The 19829-nt window shown below is 61.3% G+C and carries 21 protein-coding genes, 1 tRNA gene and 1 other RNA gene; 21 read left to right on the top strand and 2 right to left on the bottom strand.

Annotated elements, in window-relative coordinates; genetic code table 11:
- Positions 1 to 19 precede the first annotated feature (19 nt).
- The 11 genes from PPRO_RS16525 to PPRO_RS16475 all read left to right on the top strand — a co-directional run bounded on the left by PPRO_RS16525 (position 20) and on the right by PPRO_RS16475 (position 9173).
- Positions 20 to 379, top strand: coding sequence for a roadblock/LC7 domain-containing protein (locus tag PPRO_RS16525; RefSeq protein ID WP_011737128.1), 360 nt, complete (start codon positions 20 to 22; stop codon positions 377 to 379).
- The gene (gene ftsY / locus PPRO_RS16520; protein WP_011737127.1) at positions 379 to 1524 is read left to right on the top strand and encodes a signal recognition particle-docking protein FtsY; all 1146 of its coding nucleotides are present in this window, start codon (positions 379 to 381) and stop codon (positions 1522 to 1524) included. Before PPRO_RS16525 ends, ftsY begins: the two co-directional genes overlap by 1 nt.
- Before the next feature lie 117 nt (positions 1525 to 1641).
- Positions 1642 to 1818 (top strand): cell division protein ZapB, encoded by a 177-nt coding sequence (locus PPRO_RS20375; RefSeq protein ID WP_011737126.1) that lies wholly within the window; start codon positions 1642 to 1644, stop codon positions 1816 to 1818.
- Positions 1819 to 1823: 5 nt separating this feature from the next.
- Positions 1824 to 2096 carry a cell division protein ZapA gene (locus PPRO_RS16515; protein WP_011737125.1) on the top strand — a complete coding sequence of 91 codons (273 nt, stop codon included), beginning with the start codon at positions 1824 to 1826 and terminating at the stop codon, positions 2094 to 2096.
- Positions 2097 to 2396: 300 nt separating this feature from the next.
- The gene (locus PPRO_RS16505) at positions 2397 to 3011 is read left to right on the top strand and encodes a 5-formyltetrahydrofolate cyclo-ligase (protein WP_049759778.1); all 615 of its coding nucleotides are present in this window, start codon (positions 2397 to 2399) and stop codon (positions 3009 to 3011) included.
- Between the two features lie 19 nt (positions 3012 to 3030).
- Entirely contained in the window at positions 3031 to 4578 is a 1548-nt protein-coding gene (rny, locus tag PPRO_RS16500) for a ribonuclease Y (RefSeq protein ID WP_408633732.1), read from the top strand.
- Positions 4568 to 5353 carry a TIGR00282 family metallophosphoesterase gene (locus PPRO_RS16495; protein ID WP_011737121.1) on the top strand — a complete coding sequence of 262 codons (786 nt, stop codon included), beginning with the start codon at positions 4568 to 4570 and terminating at the stop codon, positions 5351 to 5353. The genes rny and PPRO_RS16495 overlap by 11 nt, the downstream gene beginning before the upstream one ends.
- An 87-nt stretch (positions 5354 to 5440) precedes the next feature.
- The gene (gene tyrS / locus PPRO_RS16490; protein ID WP_011737120.1) at positions 5441 to 6655 is read left to right on the top strand and encodes a tyrosine--tRNA ligase; all 1215 of its coding nucleotides are present in this window, start codon (positions 5441 to 5443) and stop codon (positions 6653 to 6655) included.
- The gene (locus PPRO_RS21980) at positions 6652 to 8280 is read left to right on the top strand and encodes an ABC-F family ATP-binding cassette domain-containing protein (protein WP_011737119.1); all 1629 of its coding nucleotides are present in this window, start codon (positions 6652 to 6654) and stop codon (positions 8278 to 8280) included. The genes tyrS and PPRO_RS21980 overlap by 4 nt, the downstream gene beginning before the upstream one ends.
- Before the next feature lie 126 nt (positions 8281 to 8406).
- Positions 8407 to 8607: a cold-shock protein gene (locus PPRO_RS16480; protein WP_011737118.1), complete on the top strand. Its 201-nt coding sequence runs from the start codon at positions 8407 to 8409 to the stop codon at positions 8605 to 8607.
- A gap of 92 nt (positions 8608 to 8699) precedes the next feature.
- Positions 8700 to 9173, top strand: coding sequence for a GreA/GreB family elongation factor (locus PPRO_RS16475; RefSeq protein ID WP_011737117.1), 474 nt, complete (start codon positions 8700 to 8702; stop codon positions 9171 to 9173).
- Here the strand turns inward: PPRO_RS16475 and PPRO_RS16470 are convergent.
- Together PPRO_RS16470 and PPRO_RS16465 are read right to left on the bottom strand one after the other, a co-directional pair.
- A complete protein-coding gene (locus PPRO_RS16470) occupies positions 9170 to 11815 on the bottom strand; it encodes a CBS domain-containing protein (protein WP_011737116.1) in 2646 nt (881 codons plus the stop codon). The genes PPRO_RS16475 and PPRO_RS16470 overlap by 4 nt on opposite strands.
- A gap of 318 nt (positions 11816 to 12133) precedes the next feature.
- A complete protein-coding gene (locus PPRO_RS16465; protein WP_011737115.1) occupies positions 12134 to 13414 on the bottom strand; it encodes a class II fructose-bisphosphate aldolase in 1281 nt (426 codons plus the stop codon).
- A gap of 226 nt (positions 13415 to 13640) precedes the next feature.
- Between PPRO_RS16465 and queF the strand changes: the two genes are divergently transcribed.
- From queF to rsmH, 10 genes are all read left to right on the top strand, one after another.
- Positions 13641 to 14072 (top strand): preQ(1) synthase, encoded by a 432-nt coding sequence (gene queF / locus PPRO_RS16460; protein ID WP_011737114.1) that lies wholly within the window; start codon positions 13641 to 13643, stop codon positions 14070 to 14072.
- A gap of 31 nt (positions 14073 to 14103) precedes the next feature.
- Positions 14104 to 14667 (top strand): elongation factor P, encoded by a 564-nt coding sequence (locus tag PPRO_RS16455; protein ID WP_011737113.1) that lies wholly within the window; start codon positions 14104 to 14106, stop codon positions 14665 to 14667.
- Positions 14668 to 14777: 110 nt separating this feature from the next.
- Positions 14778 to 14854, top strand: a tRNA-Ile gene (locus PPRO_RS16450).
- Between the two features lie 114 nt (positions 14855 to 14968).
- A complete protein-coding gene (locus tag PPRO_RS16445; RefSeq protein ID WP_011737112.1) occupies positions 14969 to 16102 on the top strand; it encodes a Nif3-like dinuclear metal center hexameric protein in 1134 nt (377 codons plus the stop codon).
- A 41-nt stretch (positions 16103 to 16143) separates the two neighbouring features.
- Complete coding sequence (locus tag PPRO_RS16440) at positions 16144 to 16857, top strand: zinc ribbon domain-containing protein (RefSeq protein ID WP_011737111.1); 714 nt, start codon at positions 16144 to 16146, stop codon at positions 16855 to 16857.
- 27 nt (positions 16858 to 16884) lie between these two features.
- Positions 16885 to 17251: RNase P RNA component class A (gene rnpB / locus PPRO_RS19865), an RNA gene on the top strand.
- Between the two features lie 35 nt (positions 17252 to 17286).
- The gene (locus tag PPRO_RS19800; protein WP_011737110.1) at positions 17287 to 17793 is read left to right on the top strand and encodes a hypothetical protein; all 507 of its coding nucleotides are present in this window, start codon (positions 17287 to 17289) and stop codon (positions 17791 to 17793) included.
- Positions 17794 to 17869: 76 nt separating this feature from the next.
- Positions 17870 to 18211, top strand: a complete 342-nt coding sequence (locus PPRO_RS16430) for a hypothetical protein (protein WP_011737109.1) — start codon at positions 17870 to 17872, stop codon at positions 18209 to 18211.
- Between the two features lie 156 nt (positions 18212 to 18367).
- Positions 18368 to 18856: a division/cell wall cluster transcriptional repressor MraZ gene (gene mraZ, locus PPRO_RS16425; protein ID WP_011737108.1), complete on the top strand. Its 489-nt coding sequence runs from the start codon at positions 18368 to 18370 to the stop codon at positions 18854 to 18856.
- Positions 18857 to 19798, top strand: a complete 942-nt coding sequence (gene rsmH / locus PPRO_RS16420; protein ID WP_011737107.1) for a 16S rRNA (cytosine(1402)-N(4))-methyltransferase RsmH — start codon at positions 18857 to 18859, stop codon at positions 19796 to 19798. It abuts the gene before it with no gap.
- Positions 19799 to 19829: the final 31 nt, after the last annotated feature.

Genomic DNA, 19829 nt, shown 5'->3' with positions numbered 1-19829 from the left:
ACGCAAGGAGTTTGTTCGTATGCCGTTTCGCGCTATTCTGGAAGAGTTGGTCAACCGCACGCCCCGCTCTGTGGGTGCGATACTGATTGACTGGGAAGGGGAGGCGGTGCAGGAGTACTGTCACTGCACACCCTACGATATCCGTTTCATGGCCGCCCACCAGGCAATCATCTTGAACCGCCTCAGGGAATGCGCCACCTGGAATGACGCTGGCAACAGGATTCAGGATTTCGTGATAACAACGGACCAGGCGCATCTGATCCTCGGCTGCGTCGATGATGATTATTCGCTGATGATGAGCATCCAGCGCGACTGCCCGCTGCAGTTGGCCTTACGCCACTTCCGCCACACCATCGCGGAACTCAAGAGGGAGATATGATGGAACAGACCAAGAAGAAGGGCTTCTTCAGGGGATTGATCGATAAGCTGAGCGGCACGGCCCCTCCTTCCGCCGCCGAGACGGCCGAGCCCGCCCAGGAGCGGGAATTGGAGTCTTGCCGGGAAACGGTCCCGCACCAGGAGCCGCAACCATGCCCGGAACCGGCGGCCCCGGCCGCGCTACCCGTCCCCCCCCCTCCCCAGCCTGCCCCTGCCGAGCCCCCCCCCAAGCCGGGCTTCTTCGAGCGCCTGAAACAGGGGCTGCAGAAGACCAAAGAAGGCCTGGTGGGGCGCATCGATGCCCTGGTGCTGGGCAAGAAGGAGATCGATGCCGACACCCTGGAGGAGTTGGAGGAGATCCTGATCACTTCCGACGTGGGGGTCAAGACGACGGTGGAGCTGATCCGTACCCTGGAGCAGCGCCTGGGGCGCAACGAGCTCAAAGACGGCCAGGCCCTGAAGAACGCCCTCAAGGAAGAAATTCTCCTGCGGTTGAACGCCCACCACGGCCAGCTGGACATCGGCAGCCGGCGCCCCTTCGTTCTGCTGGTGATCGGCGTGAACGGCGTGGGCAAGACCACCACCATCGGCAAGCTGGCCTCCCGCTTCACCGGTTCCGGCAAGACGGTCCTGCTGGCCGCCGCCGACACCTTCCGGGCCGCCGCAGCCGAGCAGTTGGTGGTCTGGGGCGAGCGTTCCGGCGTTGAAGTCATCCGCCACAAGGAGGGGGCCGATCCCTCGGCGGTGGTTTTCGACGCCTGCAAGGCCGCCGTTGCCCGCGACGTGGACATCCTGATCGTCGATACGGCCGGCCGCATGCACACCAAGGTCAACCTGATGGAGGAGATGAAGAAAATCCGCCGCGTCATCGACCGGGAGATCCCTGGCGCGCCCCACGAGACCCTGCTGGTGGTGGATGCGGCCACCGGCCAGAACGCTGTCTCCCAGGCGCGGCTCTTCAAGGAGGCGGCCGGTGTAACCGGTATCGCCCTGACCAAGCTGGACGGAACCGCCAAAGGGGGCGTCGTGGTGGCTGTCAGCCACGAGTTTGCCCTTCCGGTGCGCTATATCGGTGTTGGCGAGGCGATCGACGACCTGCGTGACTTCTCCCCCCAGGAGTTCACGGATGCCCTCTTCCAGGCCTGAAAATCGGATCGTCCGGGGCGACGCGCCGGGCGGGAAGCTCGCAATTTCGGGCAATTAGGCCTTGACTTCACTTCTGTGCCCGAGTATAGTAATCTCCCCCGAAAGGAGATTGCCCCCATGAATCACGAGCTTTTTGAGTCACTTGACAGCAAGGTCAGCAACCTTGTGGAAAAATACCGCGCCCTGAAAGAGGAAAACAGCCGTCTGTCTGATGAGATAGAGCAATTAAAGGCCGAGCGGCAGGGATTTGGGTCCCGCATCGACGCCATACTGGGTAAGCTGGACGGGATCTGACCGGGGTGAAGGCATCCCACTCCGTAACGGTACTGGGCCGGGAGATCTCGGTCAGAAGTTCGGCGCCGCAAGCCAAGGTCCAGGAGGTTGAGGCCTTTGTCAACACCAGGTTGCAGGAGATAGGCTCCGCACTGAAGAGTGGCGACGCGCAACTGGTGCTGACCCTGGCGCTTTTGAACACCGCCGAAGAGCTGCTGGATTTGCGGAAAAAACACGAAACTGACGCGTCTCTCGAAGGCAGGCTGCGGGAGATGCTGTACAAGCTGGAATCGGCCTGAGTGATACAAAAGAGTTCTCTTCAGGGAGACTTGATCATATATTCGCACCAGAAACGATCAGTCCCGGGAGTGCATGACAACGGCGCCCCTTTTACTGATATCCGGACGCAGCGGAATATATCCTCAACAAAGGGAAGGAAGCGCTCCTCGCGTACAGGAACCAGAGCAGCACCTTTTTCCACGGCACTGACGAGCCAATTCCACGCCTTTTCCCCCCTGATAAACCACCCCGGACATTCTCCGGGCGCCATCACTCCCCCGTGCCCGGCATCACCTGTGTTTTCGAAACCATGAGGAAACATGCCAAAACGCTCGCTCCGCCAGCAGATGCTGGCGCTCCGTCGTGCGCTCCGTCGTGATGATTGGCTGAATGCCAGCGGTCTGGCGCAGCGCAACCTCATCTCCCTGGAGGAATACTCGCAGGCGAAGTGCATCGCGCTCTACTCGCCGATTCATAACGAGGTGGACACCTCGCTGATCTTCCAGGCAGCCCGCGCCGCCGGCAAACGGACACTGTATCCCGTGGTCTGCGGACGGGAGATGGTGCTTCGCCAGATCGATCATCCCGATCAGCTCAGCCAGGAGGGGGCTTTCGGGATTCTCGAACCCTGCGGAAACGGCAGGGCCCACCAGGCCCACGAGGCGGACCTGATCGTCGTTCCCGGTGTGGCCTTTGATGCGACCGGGCATCGCATCGGCTACGGAAAGGGGTTCTATGACCGTTTTTTGCGACACCCCGACCAGAGGGGCACGCTGGTCGGGCTGTGTCACGATTTCCAGCTGATTGACGGCAATCTTCCGGCTGACCAGCACGATATCCGCATGGACATCGTCATCACCGGACAGCGGATCATTCGCTGCGGAGGTAACCGGCGCCACCCTACTGGCCCGGATTCACATAGAGGAGGTAGTTGAAATGCAGGTAAGCATATGGATGCTGGTCATCACCGTGCTGGCGGCCGTCGCGGCCTACTTCGCGGGAAGCAGGGTCAACAAGAAGGATTCGGGCCTGATCGTCAAACAGTCCGAGGAACTGGCAGCCAAGATGATCGACGACGCCCGGCGCGAGGCGGAAACCATCACCAAGGAAGCTGACTTGAAGGCCAGGGCCGAGATCATCGAGGCCAAGGCCGGCCATGACCGGGAGATAACGGAGAAGAAGAAAGACCTGCAGATCCTGGAAAAACGGTTGCAGCAGAAGGAAGAGAACCTGGACAAGAAGTTCGGCCTGATCGAGCAGAAGGAACTGGACATGCTCAAGAAGGAGCAGTCCTTTGTCGCCAGGGAGCAGAACCTCGCGGCAAAAAGCGAGGAACTGAGCAGGGCCTCCGACGTGCAGCAGGCCAAGCTGGAGGAAATCTCCGGCATGTCGGCCAGCGAGGCTAAGAAAGAATTGATGACCAGCATGGAGGACGAGGCCAAGCACGATGCGGCCAAGCGCATCAAGGCCATCGAGGAGGAAGCCCGCGAAACAGCCGACAAGAAGGCCAAGGAGATCATATCCCTGGCGGTCCAGCGCTATGCCGGCGAATACGTGGCCGAGAAAACCGTGTCGGTCGTGCCGCTCCCCTCGGACGAGATGAAGGGGCGCATCATCGGCCGCGAGGGACGCAACATCCGCGCCCTGGAGGCTGCTACCGGCATTGACCTGATCATCGACGATACCCCCGAGGCGGTGATCCTCTCCGGATTCAACCCGGTACGGCGCGAGGTGGCCCGCATGTCCCTGGAAAAACTGATCGGCGACGGCCGCATCCATCCCGGGCGCATCGAAGAGGTGGTGGCCAAGGCCACGGAAGAGGTGGACCTGGGCATCAAGGAGGCTGGAGAGCGGGCCGCCTTCGACCTGGGAGTGCACGGCATTCATCCGGAGATCATCAAGCTGATCGGCCGTCTCAAGTACCGCACCTCCTATACCCAGAACATCTACCAGCACTCGCTGGAAGTTGCCTTTATCTGCGGCATCATGGCCGCCGAGCTGGGCATCAACGTCAAACAGGCCAAGCGCGCCGGTCTGCTGCACGACCTGGGCAAGGCCGTTGACCATGAGGTGGAGGGCTCCCACGCCGTGATCGGAGCGGACCTGGCCCGCAAGTACGGCGAGTCAGCCAAGATCGTGCACGCCATCATGGCCCACCACGAGGATGAAAAACCCAACAGCGTACTGGCCGTGCTGGTTCAGGCCGCCGATGCCCTCTCCGGGGCACGTCCCGGCGCACGGCGGGAGATGATGGAGACCTACGTCAAGCGGCTGGATGACCTGGAGCGCATAGCCACCTCCTTTGGCGGCGTCACCAATTCCTTCGCCATCCAGGCCGGCCGCGAGATCCGCGTAATGGTCTCCAGCGACCATGTCACCGACGAGCAGTCACTGATCATGGCCCGTGACATCGCCAAGAAAATCGAAGCGGAGATGACCTATCCCGGCCAGATCAAGGTCAACGTCATTCGGGAAACGCGGGCAGTGGAATATGCCCGTTAAGATTCTTTTCATCGGCGACATCATCGGCAAGCCGGGCCGCCAGGCGCTTTCCCGCCAGCTGGACCGCCTGGTGGACCGTTACTGCGTCGACATGGTCATTGCCAATGGCGAGAATGCGGCCGGCGGATTCGGCCTGACGACGGATACCGCCAAAGAGCTGTTCGACCTGGGGGTAGGCGGCCTCACCAGCGGCAACCACATCTGGGACAAGAAGGAACAGGTCCCGCTGGTGCTGGCCAGCCAGCGCATCATCAGGCCTGCCAACTACCCCGAGGGTGTTGCCGGACAGGGGAGCATGATTCTCGCCACGCCCGGTGGTGTCAAGGTAGGGGTGCTCAACCTTGAGGGACGGGTGTTCATGAAATACCTAGAATGCCCCTTCAGGACCGCCGACCGGGAAATCGAGCGTCTGCGCCAGGAGACGCCGATCATCCTAGTGGACTTTCACGCCGAGGCTACCTCGGAAAAGGCCTCCCTGGGGTGGTACCTGGATGGCCGGGTCAGCGCGGTGATCGGCACCCACACCCACGTGCAGACCGCCGACGAACGCATCCTGACCCAGGGGACGGCATACATGTCCGATGCCGGCATGACCGGCAGCTTTGATTCGGTGATCGGCATCGGCAAGGACGAGGCCATCCGCAAGTTCCTGACCCAGCTGCCGGTCAAGTTCGAGGTGCCCAAGAAGGATATCCGCCTTAACGGAGTCGTCATCGATATTGATGAAGCCACCGGCAAGGCGCTCGCCATCGAACGCATCGCGGTCTGCTGCTGAAAAACAACGCCACAGCGGTCACGGAATTATGGACTGAATCCATGATGCCGTGACTGCTGTGGCTACATTATTATGAGGAGCCTGAACATGTCCGTAGCCGAACAGATGGCCGTTATCAAGCGTGGCGCCGTGGAGATCCTGATCGAGAAGGAGCTTGAGGCGAAACTGGAGAAGTCGCTGAAAACCGGCGTGCCGCTCAGGATCAAGGCCGGCTTCGATCCCACCGCCCCTGACCTGCATCTGGGACACACCGTGCTGATCCACAAGCTGCGCCAGTTTCAGCAGCTGGGTCACGAGGTGAACTTCCTGATCGGCGATTTCACCGGCATGATCGGCGACCCCACCGGCAAATCGGAGACCCGCAAGGTCCTGACCCGCGAGGATGTGCTCAAGAACGCCGAGACCTACAAGGAGCAGGTCTTCAAGATCCTGGATCCGGACAAGACCAAGGTGGTGTTCAACTCCAGCTGGCTGAACGACCTGGGCTGCGGCGGTCTGATCGCCCTGGCATCCAAGTACACCGTGGCCCGCATGCTGGAGCGGGACGACTTCCACAAACGCTTCTCCAGCCAGCAGCCGATCAGCATCCATGAGTTCCTCTACCCGCTGGTGCAGGGGTACGACTCGGTTGCCCTGAAATCGGACGTGGAGCTGGGGGGGACGGACCAGAAGTTCAACCTGCTGGTGGGGCGCGAGTTGCAGCGCGAGTGGGGCCAGGAGCCCCAGTGCGTGCTGACTATGCCGCTCCTGGAGGGGCTGGACGGGGTCAACAAGATGTCCAAGTCACTGGGCAACTACATCGGCATCAATGAACCGGGCGACGAGATCTTCGGCAAGGTCATGTCAATCTCCGACGAGCTGATGGTCCGTTACTACGAACTGCTCTCCGACATGCCGCTCCCGGAGCTTGAGAAGCTCAAACAGGGGCTGGCGGACAACTCCCTGCACCCCATGGAAACCAAGAAGGCCCTGGGCCGTGAGCTGGTGGGACGCTTCCACGGAGCAGCGGCGGCCAGGGATGCGGAGGAAAATTTCGTCAAACGCTTCCGCGACAACCAGATCCCGGACGACATGCCCCAGATCAGTCACTGTCTGGCCGACGGCACCCTGCTTTTGGCCCGCGCCATGAGCGAGGCGGGGCTGACCAAGTCCAACGGCGAGGCGCGGCGTTCCATCGATCAGGGGGGGGTCAAGCTGAACGGCGAGAAGATCTCCAACCCCAACCTGGAGCTGGATGCGGCCGGCGAGTACATCGTCCAGATCGGGCGCCGCCGTTTCGGCCGGATCATCGTCAGCGCATGATCCATCTGACCAATATCAGCAAGCAGTACGGCTCCCAGGTTCTCTTCCGCGAGGCGGGTTTCCAGATCCTGCCCGCAAGCCGCAGCGGCCTGGTGGGCCCCAACGGCGCGGGTAAGAGCTCCCTGTTCCGTATCATCACCGGCGAAGAGGAGCTGGATGCTGGCGAGATCACCCGCGCCAAAAAGAGCACCATCGGCTACTTCTCCCAGGATGTGGGTGACATGTTCGGACGTACGGCCCTGGAAGAGGTGATGGCCGGCTCGGCCGACACCATGCGACTGGCCGACGAACTCAAGCAGATGGAGGCGGCCATGTGCCTGCCCCAGTCGGACGAGGAGATGGCCCTTCTGCTGGAGCGCTACGGTATTGCCCAGGAGGAGTTCGAGCACCGTGACGGCTACAACCTGGACACCCGTGCCCAGACCGTGCTGACCGGCCTGGGCATCGGGCCGGATCGCTTCAACCAGCCGGTGGAATCATTCAGCGGCGGCTGGAAGATGCGCATCGCCCTGGCCAGGATCCTGACCCAGAAGCCGGACGTGCTGCTCTTGGATGAACCAACCAATCACCTGGACGTGGAATCGATCATCTGGCTGGAGGAGTGGCTTGCCGACGAATTCGACGGTGCCCTCTTGATGACCAGCCATGACCGCGATTTCATGAACCGGGTGGTGACCCGCATCATCGAGGTGGCCAACAGGACCATCACCACCTACGGCGGCAACTACGACTTTTACGAACGGGAACGGGACATCCGGCGGGAGCAGCTCCTGGCCAGCCACAAGCGCCAGCAGGAGATGCTGGCCAAGGAGGAGGAGTTCATTGCTCGATTCGCGGCCCGCGCCTCCCATGCCGCCCAGGTCCAGTCGCGGGTCAAGAAGATCGAGAAGATCGAGCGCATCGAAATCCCCCCCGAGGAACGCGCGGTGCGCTTCGAGTTTAGCGAACCGCCCCGCAGCGGCGACGACGTTCTGCTGATGGACAGCCTGGCCAAGGTTTGGAAGCGTGAGGACGGTACGGACCACCCGGTTTTCAGCGGCATCTCCGGTATCATTCGCCGGGGCAACAGGGTTGCCCTGGTAGGCGTCAACGGGGCCGGCAAATCGACCCTCCTGAAACTGCTGGCCGGCCACGCAGAGCCGACCAGCGGCAGCTTTAGCCTGGGCGCCAACGTGGAGCTGGGCTACTTCAGCCAGCATGCCATGGAGCTTCTTGATCCGGGCAAGACGGTCTTCGAGACCCTCCAGGACGCCATGCCCCTGGCGAATATCGGCGTGATCCGCAACCTGCTGGGCGCCTTCCTTTTTTCCGGTGACGCCATCGACAAGCGCATCGGGAACCTCTCTGGCGGCGAGAAGAGCAGGGTGGTGCTGGCAACGCTCCTGGCGCGGCCGATCAATTTCCTGGTGCTGGACGAACCGACCAACCACCTGGATATCCGCTCGCGGGAGATCCTTCTGGGCGCCCTGCGGAATTTCAGCGGCACGGTGCTGCTGGTGAGCCACGACCGCCATTTCCTGCGCCAGTTGGTGGACCGGGTCTTTGAAATCGACCATGGCGAGATGCGCACCTACGAGGGTAACTACGACTACTACCTGGCAAAGGTTCATGAGGCCCAGGGGTAGAAAAAAATCTTTTTTTCAATAGGCATTTAATTACATTGACAGCCCTGCGCCAGGCTGTTACTGTAACGAAGCTCTCGTGGATGCCACGGAGTAATTAAAAATAGCAGTACCAGGAGAAGTAAGTACATGGTAAACGGAACAGTAAAATGGTTTAACGACAGCAAGGGGTTTGGATTTCTTGAGCAGGAAAATGGCGAAGACGTATTCGTGCACTTTTCCGCGATTTCGGGCGAAGGCTTCAAATCCCTTGCAGAAGGTGATAGCGTTACGTTCGAGCTGGTCAAAGGCCCCAAAGGTCTCCAGGCGGCAAACGTAACCAAGATTTAATCCAAAGAAAAACGGAAACGCAAAAAAGCCTCGGAGAAATCCGGGGCTTTTTTGCGTACTGCGGGGATAGTGATTCCTGAACAGGAGCAGAGATGACGAACCTGATTACCGCCGAAGGACTTAAGAAACTGGAAGCGGAATTCGACTACCTGTGGCGCGTGGAGCGGCCCAAGGTCGTTCGTGGCGTATCCGACGCTGCGGCCGAGGGGGACCGCTCGGAAAACGCGGAATACATCTACGGCAAGAAACGGTTGCGCGAGATCGACCGCAAGCTGAAGCATCTGGGGAGCAGGCTCAAACTGCTCAAGGTGCGTTCCCTGCCTGCCAAGCCCGAATCGGTCGGTTTCGGCTGCTGGGTCAGTTACGAGGACGAGGATGGAGCCGGGCGCTGTTACCAGCTGGTGGGGCCGGACGAGTTCGACGTAAGTTCCGGCAGGATCAGTATCGATTCGCCGGTGGGTCAGGCTCTCTTGGGCAAGCGGGTCGACGACGAGGTCACCATCAGCAGGCCCAACGGCGACCTGACGGTGTACATCACCGCCATCGGCAACGAGAAGCCGTACTAACCTGCGTCGGCGATCAGTTCGCGCGCCAGGGTGCGTTCCTCTTCTGCCGTGCCGACCTCCGCGTCCAGGCGCGCATCCAGCAGGCGCTTCATGATCCGGCTGTAGTTCGGTCCCGGAGCGAGCCCCAGTTCCTTGAGTGCATTGCCGTCAAGCTCGCGGCGCATGTGGCGCAGGCGGGTGATGTACAGCGAGACCAGCCGCCGCACCTGATCGTTCTTGGTCCTGGCTGCCAGGTAGAGCAGGATCTCCAGCGGCAGGCCGTGGAAACTGTCGTAGATCTCGCTGTTGCGCAGATCCTGCGCTCGTTTGAGGCGCCGCTGCAGGGTCTCCAGCATGACCAGCGCCCGGTGGCGATGGGCGAACACCTGACTCACGAACCTGCCCGGCATGGAGAGGCGGCGGCAGGCCTCCTGGAACTCGTCGTCTCTGAGGCGCTCGCACAACGCCAGGAAATACACCTGCCACTGCTGGCAGGGGTCGTTCAGGTACAAGAGGCGAAACCAGGTCAGGAGTCGGGATGATTCTGTCATGGCCCGCTCCGTCTCCGGTGACAGCCTCAGCTGGGGGTGGATGAAGGGGAGCAGGCCGAGCATGGCCATGCGCCGTACGGCGCCCAGGGGCTCCTGCTCGTTCAGGATCAGTACCAGTTCGTTGAACAGGCGTATGCCCCCCACCCTGTCCAGCACCTTCATGCGCAGTGCGCTGCGGATCAGGTTTTCGGTGTGCGGGGCGATGCGAAAGGCGAGGCGCTGCTCGAAGCGGATGGCGCGGAAGACGCGGGTGGGGTCCTCCACGAAGGAGAGGTTGTGCAGGACCCGCACGGTGCGTTGCTGGATATCCTGCTGGCCGCCGAAGAAGTCGGTTACCATGCCGAAACGGTCGCTGTTGATGCAGATCGCCAGGGTGTTGATGGTGAAATCGCGACGGTACAGGTCGTGGCGCAGGGATGAACGCTCCACCGTGGGGAGCACGCCGGGGGATTCGTAGTATTCAAGCCTGGTGCTGGCCACATCCAGCTTGCTCCCGTCCGACAGCACCACCACCGCCGTGCCGAAGGCGGGGTGGCTGCGGACCCTGCCCCCCTTTGCTCGTGCGAACCGCTCGGCGAAGAAGATGCCGTCTCCCTCCACGGTCAGGTCCAGGTCCAGGTTTTCCACCCCCAGCAGCAGATCGCGCACGAAGCCTCCCACGGCATACACCGGCAGACCTAGTTCGTCTCCGGTCCTGCCCAGGTCGCGCAGCAACCTGATGGTGGCTGCCGGCAGCCTGCGGTTGACCAGGGCGGCGATTGAGCGGCATTTGGGGCTGGCCTCCAGGGATTCCAGGTCATAGAGCGCCTCCGGCTCTTCTCGCCGGCCGCCGTACATGTGGCGCAGCAGGTCGGTGCGGGTGACCGCTCCCGCCAGTTCATCGCCGTCGAAGACCGGCACGAAGCGCCGGTTCCCCTCCACCAGGTACTCCTGGATGTCGGACAGCAGCGTGGCAGGTGTGGCGCGCATGAATTCGGTGTGCATGAATTCCGTGGCCGGCGATTGGCCCAGGTCGTGGTACAGCGCCTTTTCCACGATCTTGCGGGAAAGGATGCCGGCCATGCGTCCTCCGTCCATGACCGGCATGGCATTGCAGTTGTAGCGCGTCAGGAGGTCGCGCGCCTCGGCGATGGTTATGCCTGCCGGTATGGTCTTGACCGGGGATGACATGATCTCGCCGGCGGTGATCCGCGGGGTCACCATCAGGCGCAGCAGTTCATCCAGCCTGTTCAGCACCTGCTTGAGTGAAAGATCGTGGACCGTGGCCGAGGCAGCCGTGGCATGGCCACCTCCCTGGAAGCGGCGCATGATCTCACCCACATTGACTTCGGGTATGCGGCTTCGCGCCACCAGATAGGTGCGGTTCTCCATGGCAACAACCAGAAACAGGGCGTCCAGGTTCTCCATGTCCCGCATCAGGTGTGCCAGGCCGGCGATGTCAGGGATGTAGCTGTCGCTGGAGGCGTGGGCGATGGAGATGCTCACGCCGTTGAAATCCGTTGTTTTCAGATTCTTCAGCAGGGTGTTCAAAAGCCCTACCTGTGGGGTGGTCAGCTCCAGGCTGATGAAGTCGGAGACCAAGTTCAGCCGTGCCCCCTGCTCCAGCAGCCAGGCGGCAGCGCGGTAATCGTCCGCCGTGGTGGGGAGAAACAGCAACCGGCCGGTGTCCTCGTGGATGCCCAGCATAACCAGGGTGGCTTCCTCGGGGGTAAGGGTCATGCCCCGCTCCCGCAGCAGGCCGGTTATGATCGAGGAGACGGCGCCGCAGGGGCGGATGACGCCGCCATGGGGGCGGATGCTGGTTGCCAGAACAGGATGGTGGTCATAGACATGTACCTCCAGGCCGGGGCGGCCGATGAGTTCGGCGAAGCGCCCGATGCGGGAGGCCTGCTGACAGTCGACGATGATCAGCCGGGTGACGGTGTCCAGGTCGATCTCCCTGGCGCGGGTCAGGGGGGGGAGGTAGTCGGGGTGGTGGGTGATGAAGTCGCGCAGCCCCTTTTCCTGGGAACCGGGAAATGCGAGCAGTGCGCCGGGGTAAAGTCGGCTGGCGGCAACCATGGAGCCAAGGCAGTCGAAATCGGCGTTTACGTGGGTGGTGATGACGTCCATGGTTGCATCTGGCTCCCGGGTTCTGATAGCGCGCCGCACAACTGGTTGCGCGTGAACGGAATCAAGCTTTAGCGCCTCGCATCCACGCTGTCAACGGATTTGCGCCGGAGGCCTTTCTGGATGCTTGACTCTGCTGCCCACTCGTGCCCGCTCCACGATCTTTTTTCTCTACTCGATATGTCGCGGGAGCATGCCCTCAGGCCGGGTGATACGGCAGCCCAGGGTTGTGGACCTGTGCCGTTATCAAACCGGCGATGCGGGATGCGGCCATAAAAAAGGGGGTGTTGCCACCCCCCTTTCCTGTCCGCTCGGTATGGATCAGTCGTCGAAGTTCCCCGTCGGCCCCTTGTCGGAGCAGAGGCACGTTGCCCGCTGGATAATCAGTTCCCTGGTCCAGGCTGCCGGGTCCTCGATGCGTTGTCCCTTCGCACCCAGGTCGTGGGAGTTGGCCGTGATGATGGCCTGGATGGCCAGTGGTGCCGTGTCGCGGGCATTGAAGACTTCGGTCATGATGCGGTAGGCGAACTCCTCCACCCGTTTGGCCATGCGATCGCGAATCTCCCGGGGCTGGGCCAACAGCTTGTTCTCGAAGGGGAGGTTCAGTCCCTTGTAGTCCCCTTTCTTCCACCCCTTGGCGTCGGCATAGGCGACCATCTCGGCCCACAGTTCCTCGCTCATCCCCTCTCCTGCAACCTTGATGAAGTTGCCGTCGGTGTCCAACTGGGCGTTGCCGTAGTCGTTGATTTCCAACCCCCAGGAGATCATCTGCAGGGCAGTGGCCACGTTGGCCTTGGTTGTGGCGGTCTTCTGGGCTATCTCCCGCAGTCGCTCCGAGCTGTTGCCCGAGGTGCCGTGCTGGGCGCCGTTGACCCTGTAGTCGGCGATGGCAGCGTGAATCTGGCTGGTCAGGTCCACCTGGATGCCGGCGTCGCTGGCTTCGATGCCATGGGTGGTGCCGTTGTTGAGGGCGATCCAGTCCGGGAAGATTCCGTGGGCGTTCAGCCCCTGGATCAGGAATCTGGCCTCGGAAACCGTGGAAAGCCCCGCCTTGCCCTTGATCTCGCCGACTTCGGTCTCCAGTCCGGCCCAGGAGGGGATGAAGGGGGTGATCTCCAGGTTGGACAGCAGGTTCTGGTCATCGGGAAGGTGGGAGGCGTCGATGGCTATGGAGGTGATTCCCGCCTCGAACATGGAAGGGATCTCCACCTTGGCAATGGCCAGGTCTGTTTCATTCTTGATGCCGTAGTGGTCGGCATGGATGGCAACCGGAACGGTGATGCCCAACTCGTTGCAGAGGGAGTCGACGATGCGGGCCATGTTCCAGTAGTTGACGGCACAGTAGGCCGACCTGCCCCCCTCGGATTTGGCGATCTCTATGATTACGGCCGCGTTGGCCCGTTGGGCCGCCATGAGCACGCCGCGGATGACGAAGTAGTTGCGGCCGTTGGCTGCAAGGGCAATGGCCTTTCCCTTGGCGAGCATGGCCCTGTCGATGACCTTGCCGCTGACGATCAGCGCCTTTGAATGGGGAAAGAGTGCACCGATGGTGGGAGGGCGCCCGATTTGGAGCGCTTTTTCAAAATCTGCCGGATAAGCCATGCTACCCTCCTGTGAATTAATGAGTATGGAAAAACAGCTCAACCTTATGCCATTTTAATTGTTTGAAATCAAGCGGGAAAATGGATGCCTGCAAGTCTACCACAGATGGGGCCGACGGCATCCCCCCTGGGGCAGGGGCATCCTCTCGCCGGGAAAATAATGATTGCCAAGGGATTCGGAGCTATGCTATCGCAGATTTCAGGATCGACCACAAGGGAGAACGCCCATGACGCTGCACGAAAATCTGAAATCGCTTGGCTCGGGGACGACCGGCTACCGCTACGCCCGTCCCGATGCCACGCTACTGGAGGCATTCCCCAGCCCTTTCGCCCAGCCCGATTTGAACCCGGCTGGCGCTGTGGGGACGCTGCACATCGAATGTCCCGAGTTCACCTGTCTCTGTCCCATGACCGGCCAGCCTGATTTCGCCAGGATCGTGATCGACTACCAGCCCGATACGCTCTGCGTGGAAAGCAAGAGCCTCAAGCTCTACCTTGGCTCATTCCGCATGCATGGCGAATTCCACGAGGCCAGTGTCAACCGCATCTGCAACGATCTGGTTCGGCTGATCTCCCCGCTCTGGCTGACGGTGCGCGGCGAGTTCACCCCCCGCGGCGGCATCCCCTTCTGGCCTACGGCCGAGTACCGCAGGCCATAATTTTATTTCGTCATAGATTCAAGGAGTTTGCATGTACAGCACGTCTGATTTCAAGAAGGGGCTGGTGATCCAACTGGACGGAGCCCCCTGTCTGATCGTGGATGTCACGGTCCAGTCCCCCACTGCCCGTGGCGCCAACACCATGGTCAAGACCAAGTACCGCAACCTGATCACCAGCCAGGTGCTGGAGAAGACCTTCCGCTCCGGTGACAAGGTGGACGAGGCGGATTTCGAGCGCCACAAGGGACAGTTTCTCTACGCCGACGGCGGCAGGGGCGTTTTCATGGATCTGGAGAACTACGAACAGTTCGAGGTGGAGCAGGATGAGTTCGCACCCCTTTCCCCCTATCTGCTGGAGGGGACCGAGGTGGTGCTGGGCCTTTTCGAGGCACGGCTGGTCAATGTGGAGCTTCCCATGACCGTGGAGTTGACCGTTGCCGAAACCGTGCCGGTCATGAAGAACGCCACCGCTACCGCCCAGACCAAGGAGGCGATGCTGGAGACCGGGCTCAAGCTGCAGGTGCCCCCCTATCTGGAGGTGGGAGAGCGGATCAAAGTTGATACCCGCGACGGCCGCTTCATCTCCCGGGCCTGATTGATGCCAGGGTAGAGCCGTATGGTACCCTGCTTTTCATGGAAAACAGGTTGTTCGCTGGAAAATGGTTGACAGCCATGGTCGGCTGATTTAACATGACTGACTCCCAAGGGCCTATAGCTCAGTTGGCTAGAGCCACCGGCTCATAACCGGTTGGTCCCAGGTTCGAGTCCTGGTGGGCCCACCATTTTATCGCAAGGAAGAGTCGCCGGATGCCGGCAAAACGAGAGACGGGGCGACCCATGTTATCACATGCTCAAGAGTGCACACCGAAAGGTTGCACTCTTTTTCTTTGTAGCGAATGAAAAATCCAAAGATCTCAGATATAGTTGGAATTATTGCGAAAATGGCTCCGTCGGGTCTGGCGGAGTCGTGGGATAACTCCGGTCTGCAGCTGGGCGACCCGTCGGCCATGGTGTCACGAATCATGGTCAGCCTGGACGCCACCATGGCTACCATCCAATCGGCCCTTGCCTGCGACTGCCAGCTCCTCATCAGCCACCATCCCCTGATCTTCAACGCTCCGAAATCCATATCAGCAACTACCCCCCAGGGGGCGTGCATCCATGCCGCCATTCGCGGCGGTCTTTCCATTATCAGCATGCACACCAGCTACGATTGCGCCGAAGGCGGCCTGAATGACCTGCTGGCACGGCGCATCGGCCTTTCCGCCTGCTCGCCGCTCCAGGTGACGTCCGTGCGGGAACTGGTCAAACTGGCGGTCTATGTTCCCGGCGAGCATCTGGAGCGGTTGCGCTTGGCGCTCCTGCCCCACAGCGAGAAGCTGGGTGCCTACAGCGGCTGCTCCTTTGCCGCCCCCGGCCAGGGAACTTTTACCCCACTGGATGGAGCGCACCCCTTCGTCGGGACCGTCGGCTCCCGGGAGATGGTTGATGAGCAGCGCCTGGAGCTGCTCCTGGACCGGGCCGCTCTCCCGCGCGCAATCAAGTCCCTTCTGGCCGCCCATCCCTACGAGGAGCCGGCCTATGACATCTACCCGCTGCTCAACGAGGGGCGCAAGCTTGGCCTGGGACGGGTCGGCCGCTTGCCGGAAGCGGTTTCCCTGGCCGGCTTTGCGGAGCGGCTCAGCCGGGATCTTGCGGCGCCGGGCCTGCGCTTTGTGGGGAATCCGGAGGCACGGGTGAGCAAGGTGGCCCTCTGCGGCGGCAGCGGTGCCTCGCTGATGCGGGCGGCCGTGCGGGCCGGCGCCGACGTGCTGGTGAGCGGCGATATCAAGTATCACGACGCCCGTGATGCGGAGAATCTGGGACTTGCCCTGGTGGATGCAGGCCATTTTGCCACCGAGATCATCATGGTGGACGGGGTGACCGAACGGCTTGGCCGGATGCTTGCCGAGGCGGGATATGCGGAATGCGGCGTCGTGCCCTGTTGCGTTGAAAACGATCCATTCCGCTGTGTGAGTCAGAGTACCTAAGGAAGCGCGACACAAATAAAGAGTATTGGGAGGACGCTGTTTTGAAAAAGAAACTTGAGATGTTGGAGCAACTGCAGGAGATCGACACTCAGATCGATGTGCTGAAAAAGGCCCAGAGCGGTTTGCACGCCGAGTTGAACGTCATCGAGCAGGGGCTTGACGTCGCCCGCGAGGAGCTGGCCGAACTGAATACCCAGGTCGCCCAGCTGACGGAGGAAAAACAGGAACTTGAGACCGGCCTTATCACGGAGCAGGACAATATCCAGCGTTCCGAAACCAACATGAAGGAGATCAAGACCAACAAGGAGTTCCAGGCTGTCGGGCGCGAGATCGCCAGCGCCCGCAAGCTGACCGCCGAGCTGGAAGAGCAGATTCTGCAGAAGGTGGCCAAGGTGGATGAATTGAGCGCTGAGATCGCCGCCAAGTCCGCCCTGCTTGCGGAGCTGGAGCAGAATTCCTCCCAGCGCCGCGATGAGAAGCAGTCAGAGGTCAATGCCTTGCAGAAGGATATCGATGCCGATACTGCCCGTCGCGAGGCGATCACCAAAGAGCTGCCCGTTACCCTGATGAAGCGCTACACCAAGCTTCGCCAGCAGCGTAGCGGCCAGGCGGTTGCCTTTGCCCGTGACGGCTACTGCCTGGGGTGCAACATGAATCTCCCTCCCCAGCTCTTCAACACCCTCTACCGGGCCGATGAGCTGATCAGCTGCCCCCACTGCCAGCGGGTGCTGATCTTGAAGCTGAATCAGGGCTAGCCGGGGAAGATGTTTTTCAGTTTGGCTGAAGCAGGACAGACGGCCGCCGCCGAGGTATCGGGGGAGGAAAGTCCGGGCTCCACAGGGCGCGATGCTGGATAACGTCCAGCGGGGGTGACCCCAGGGAAAGTGCCACAGAGAGAAGTCCGCCTGCCACGCGCAGGTAAGGGTGAAAGGGTGAGGTAAGAGCTCACCGGGTCCATCGGTGACGGTGGATGCCAGGTAAACCCCATCGGGAGCAAGACCTAATAGGGGGGCGTCAAGGGTGGCCCGCCCGTGCCTCCGGGTTGGTTGCTTGAGGCTGCCGGTAACGGCAGACCCAGATGAATGGCCGTCGCCCGGGAAGGGGTAACCCGACCCGGGAACAGAACCCGGCTTACGGACTGCTTCAGCCAATTTTTTACGAATGCGGGGCGATGGAGAGGCTGCGTGGAGGATCGACAGATATGGCGGCGGGCGAAGGAAGCGGCGGAGGCGAACTACGACCGGCTTTCCCCTGCCACCAGGGCACGTCTCGATTGCCTGCTCGAGCTGATCATGGGGCTCAAAGAGGAGCTGTTCCAGCTCTCGTCCGCGGCGGGAAGCGCCCACATCTGCCGTGAGTGCGGCGGCCGCTGCTGCCTGAACGGCAAGTACCATGTCAGCGTGCTGGACCTCGTGGCCTATCGCAGCGCCGGCGTGGCGCCGGTCATGCCTGATTTCGACAAGGCGCCGCTCTGTCCCTATGGCGGGGCCGAAGGGTGTCTCATGCCGCCCCGTTTCAGATCCCTGACCTGTCTGATATTCAACTGTGAGCTGGTTGATGACCGCATGGAACCGTGCAGCAGGGATCGCTTCAATGTCTGCGAACGGGAGTTGCGGGGCGCGGTCGCCATGGCGGATGACCTGCTGGCATGCCGGGCAGGCCGGGCGCTCATGCTCAGCTGTGACGGATAGCCCGATTGATGTCCCGGTCCGGGGAGCTCTCCATGCTTATCCGGGAATCCACTACTCCACTCCATAAGGATACGAAATGGCGACAATCAATGACATCGTTCTTGTCCACGTTGAAAACAAGCCGGGATTCTACGCCCGAATCGATGCCATAACTCCCGACGTCAAGCCAGGCTGGTGGCAGGTGCGCCTGCTGGTCTTTACCTTTCCGCTGCAGGTCTTTACCTGGATATTGGACGAATACCAGTTGGAGGGGGCCGATTTCACCATGGGCGGCACCCCCCTCCGCATGGAGCTGGTGGTTTCTCCCGTGGTGGAGGATTCGCCCCACGAGGAGGATCTGGATGGGGAACAGAAGGCTCCGCGTCAGGAGGGGGGCAGTTCCAAGGTAGTCTCGCTGGCGGACAGAAGAAAAAAATAGAGTCCCCAAGCAGCGTGAAATCACAAACCTTCCCCTGAGTGGGGAAGGTTTTTTTGTGGGAAATTCCTTAGGTAATTCGGCTTTTTGTCTTGACACACGTATTGGCCACCGTTATATTTTTTTGCACTGTGGAAAAAAGTGGAAAATGGTGGAAGAGTGCCCGATAAAGACGCCATATTCGGTGGAGAACATCCCAGCACCATCGACAGCAAGGGAAGGACCTGCATACCGGCCAGATTCCGCGAGGCACTGGTCCAGGCTTTTGCTGACGAGCGTTTCGTCATGACCAAGGCCCGACCGATCAGCCTGGGGGGTGAACGGTATGCCCGCGGCCTCTCGGTCTACCCGCTCTCCGCCTGGAACGATATCAAGCGCAGGGCCCTGGCCAACGAGGGGGGCTACACCTCGACGCAACTGGACAGCATCAAGCGCCAGTTCCTGAACCCGGCCGTGGAATGCCTGGCCGACAAGCTGGGCAGGGTGCTGATCCCCCCTTCGCTGCGCAGCCATGCCGGACTGGAGCGAGAGCTGTGGTTCGTGGGCATGGACGGGCGCTTCGATATCTGGAGCAGGGACACCTATGACAGAGTCAATGACCAGGATGAGCAGAACCTTCCTGCGGATTTGACGGCGATCGGTTTCTAGATGGCCGGCTTCCAGCATCTCTCGGTCATGCCGGAGGAAGTGCTACGCTTCCTCTCCCCCCGCCCCGGCGGCTGCTATCTGGACGGAACCCTGGGTGGCGGCGGGCACGCGGCACTGGTCGCCGAGCGCTGCGCTCCGGGCGGCGGAACCCTGATCGGCATGGATCGGGACCTGGAGGCTTTGAAGGCGGCCGCTGAGCGCCTCTCCCGCTTCGGAGATGCTGTCCGGCTGTTGCATGGCAACTTCGCGGACATCGCCACAAGGCTGGACTCCCTGGGAGTTGACGCCCTTGACGGCTTTGTCCTCGATCTTGGGGTCTCCTCGCACCAGCTTGACACGGCCCGACGCGGCTTCAGCTTCCAGCAGGAGGGGGCGCTGGACATGCGCATGGATGGCGACAGCGGAGAAACGGCTGCTGACCTGGTGAACCGCCTGCCGGAGCATGAGCTGGAACGGATCATCAGGGAGTACGGCGAAGAACGCTGGGCAAAACGGATAGCCTCCTTCATCGTCAGGGCGCGCAGCGAGGCCCCCATTGAGAACACCCTGCGCCTGGTGGACATCATCAAGGGAGCCATTCCCAAGGCAAAGTGGGAAGAGCGTCTGCACCCCGCCACCCGCACCTTCCAGGCGTTGAGGATAGCGGTCAACCATGAGCTGGAGAGCCTTGAACGGGGGCTTAAAAGCGCCATCGATCGCCTCAAACCGGGGGGGCGGGGGGTGGTGATCTCCTTCCACTCCCTGGAGGATCGCATTGTCAAGCATGTCTTCCGTGAGTATGCCGCCGGCTGCACCTGCCCCCGCAACCTGCCGGTCTGTGTCTGCGGCAGGCAACCCCGGGTGCGGGTTCTGACGGGAAGGCCGGTAACGGCTACGGAGGAGGAACTCCGGGACAATCCACGTTCGCGCAGCGCAAAGCTCCGCGCGGTGGAAAAACTGTAGTGAAGCTGGAAACGGTCATCAGTCGCAGGGA

The organism is Pelobacter propionicus DSM 2379 (genome assembly GCF_000015045.1).
GTDB classification, from domain to species: domain Bacteria; phylum Desulfobacterota; class Desulfuromonadia; order Geobacterales; family Pseudopelobacteraceae; genus Pseudopelobacter; species Pseudopelobacter propionicus.
The sequence above is the reverse complement of the archived record's forward strand: the minus strand, read 5'-3'. Positions and strand labels throughout refer to the sequence as shown.

Excerpts from the sequence above, each read along its gene's own strand:
- PPRO_RS16525 (WP_011737128.1), top strand. The coding sequence starts at position 20 with ATGCCGTTTCGCGCTATTCTGGAAGAGTTGGTCAACCGCACGCCCCGC.
- ftsY (WP_011737127.1), top strand. The coding sequence starts at position 379 with ATGGAACAGACCAAGAAGAAGGGCTTCTTCAGGGGATTGATCGATAAG.
- PPRO_RS20375 (WP_011737126.1), top strand. The coding sequence starts at position 1,642 with ATGAATCACGAGCTTTTTGAGTCACTTGACAGCAAGGTCAGCAACCTT.
- PPRO_RS16505 (WP_049759778.1), top strand. The coding sequence starts at position 2,397 with ATGCCAAAACGCTCGCTCCGCCAGCAGATGCTGGCGCTCCGTCGTGCG.
- rny (WP_408633732.1), top strand. The coding sequence starts at position 3,031 with ATGCTGGTCATCACCGTGCTGGCGGCCGTCGCGGCCTACTTCGCGGGA.
- PPRO_RS16495 (WP_011737121.1), top strand. The coding sequence starts at position 4,568 with ATGCCCGTTAAGATTCTTTTCATCGGCGACATCATCGGCAAGCCGGGC.
- tyrS (WP_011737120.1), top strand. The coding sequence starts at position 5,441 with ATGTCCGTAGCCGAACAGATGGCCGTTATCAAGCGTGGCGCCGTGGAG.
- PPRO_RS21980 (WP_011737119.1), top strand. The coding sequence starts at position 6,652 with ATGATCCATCTGACCAATATCAGCAAGCAGTACGGCTCCCAGGTTCTC.
- PPRO_RS16480 (WP_011737118.1), top strand. The coding sequence starts at position 8,407 with ATGGTAAACGGAACAGTAAAATGGTTTAACGACAGCAAGGGGTTTGGA.
- PPRO_RS16475 (WP_011737117.1), top strand. The coding sequence starts at position 8,700 with ATGACGAACCTGATTACCGCCGAAGGACTTAAGAAACTGGAAGCGGAA.
- PPRO_RS16470 (WP_011737116.1), bottom strand. The coding sequence starts at position 11,815 with ATGGACGTCATCACCACCCACGTAAACGCCGATTTCGACTGCCTTGGC.
- PPRO_RS16465 (WP_011737115.1), bottom strand. The coding sequence starts at position 13,414 with ATGGCTTATCCGGCAGATTTTGAAAAAGCGCTCCAAATCGGGCGCCCT.
- queF (WP_011737114.1), top strand. The coding sequence starts at position 13,641 with ATGACGCTGCACGAAAATCTGAAATCGCTTGGCTCGGGGACGACCGGC.
- PPRO_RS16455 (WP_011737113.1), top strand. The coding sequence starts at position 14,104 with ATGTACAGCACGTCTGATTTCAAGAAGGGGCTGGTGATCCAACTGGAC.
- PPRO_RS16445 (WP_011737112.1), top strand. The coding sequence starts at position 14,969 with ATGAAAAATCCAAAGATCTCAGATATAGTTGGAATTATTGCGAAAATG.
- PPRO_RS16430 (WP_011737109.1), top strand. The coding sequence starts at position 17,870 with ATGGCGACAATCAATGACATCGTTCTTGTCCACGTTGAAAACAAGCCG.
- rsmH (WP_011737107.1), top strand. The coding sequence starts at position 18,857 with ATGGCCGGCTTCCAGCATCTCTCGGTCATGCCGGAGGAAGTGCTACGC.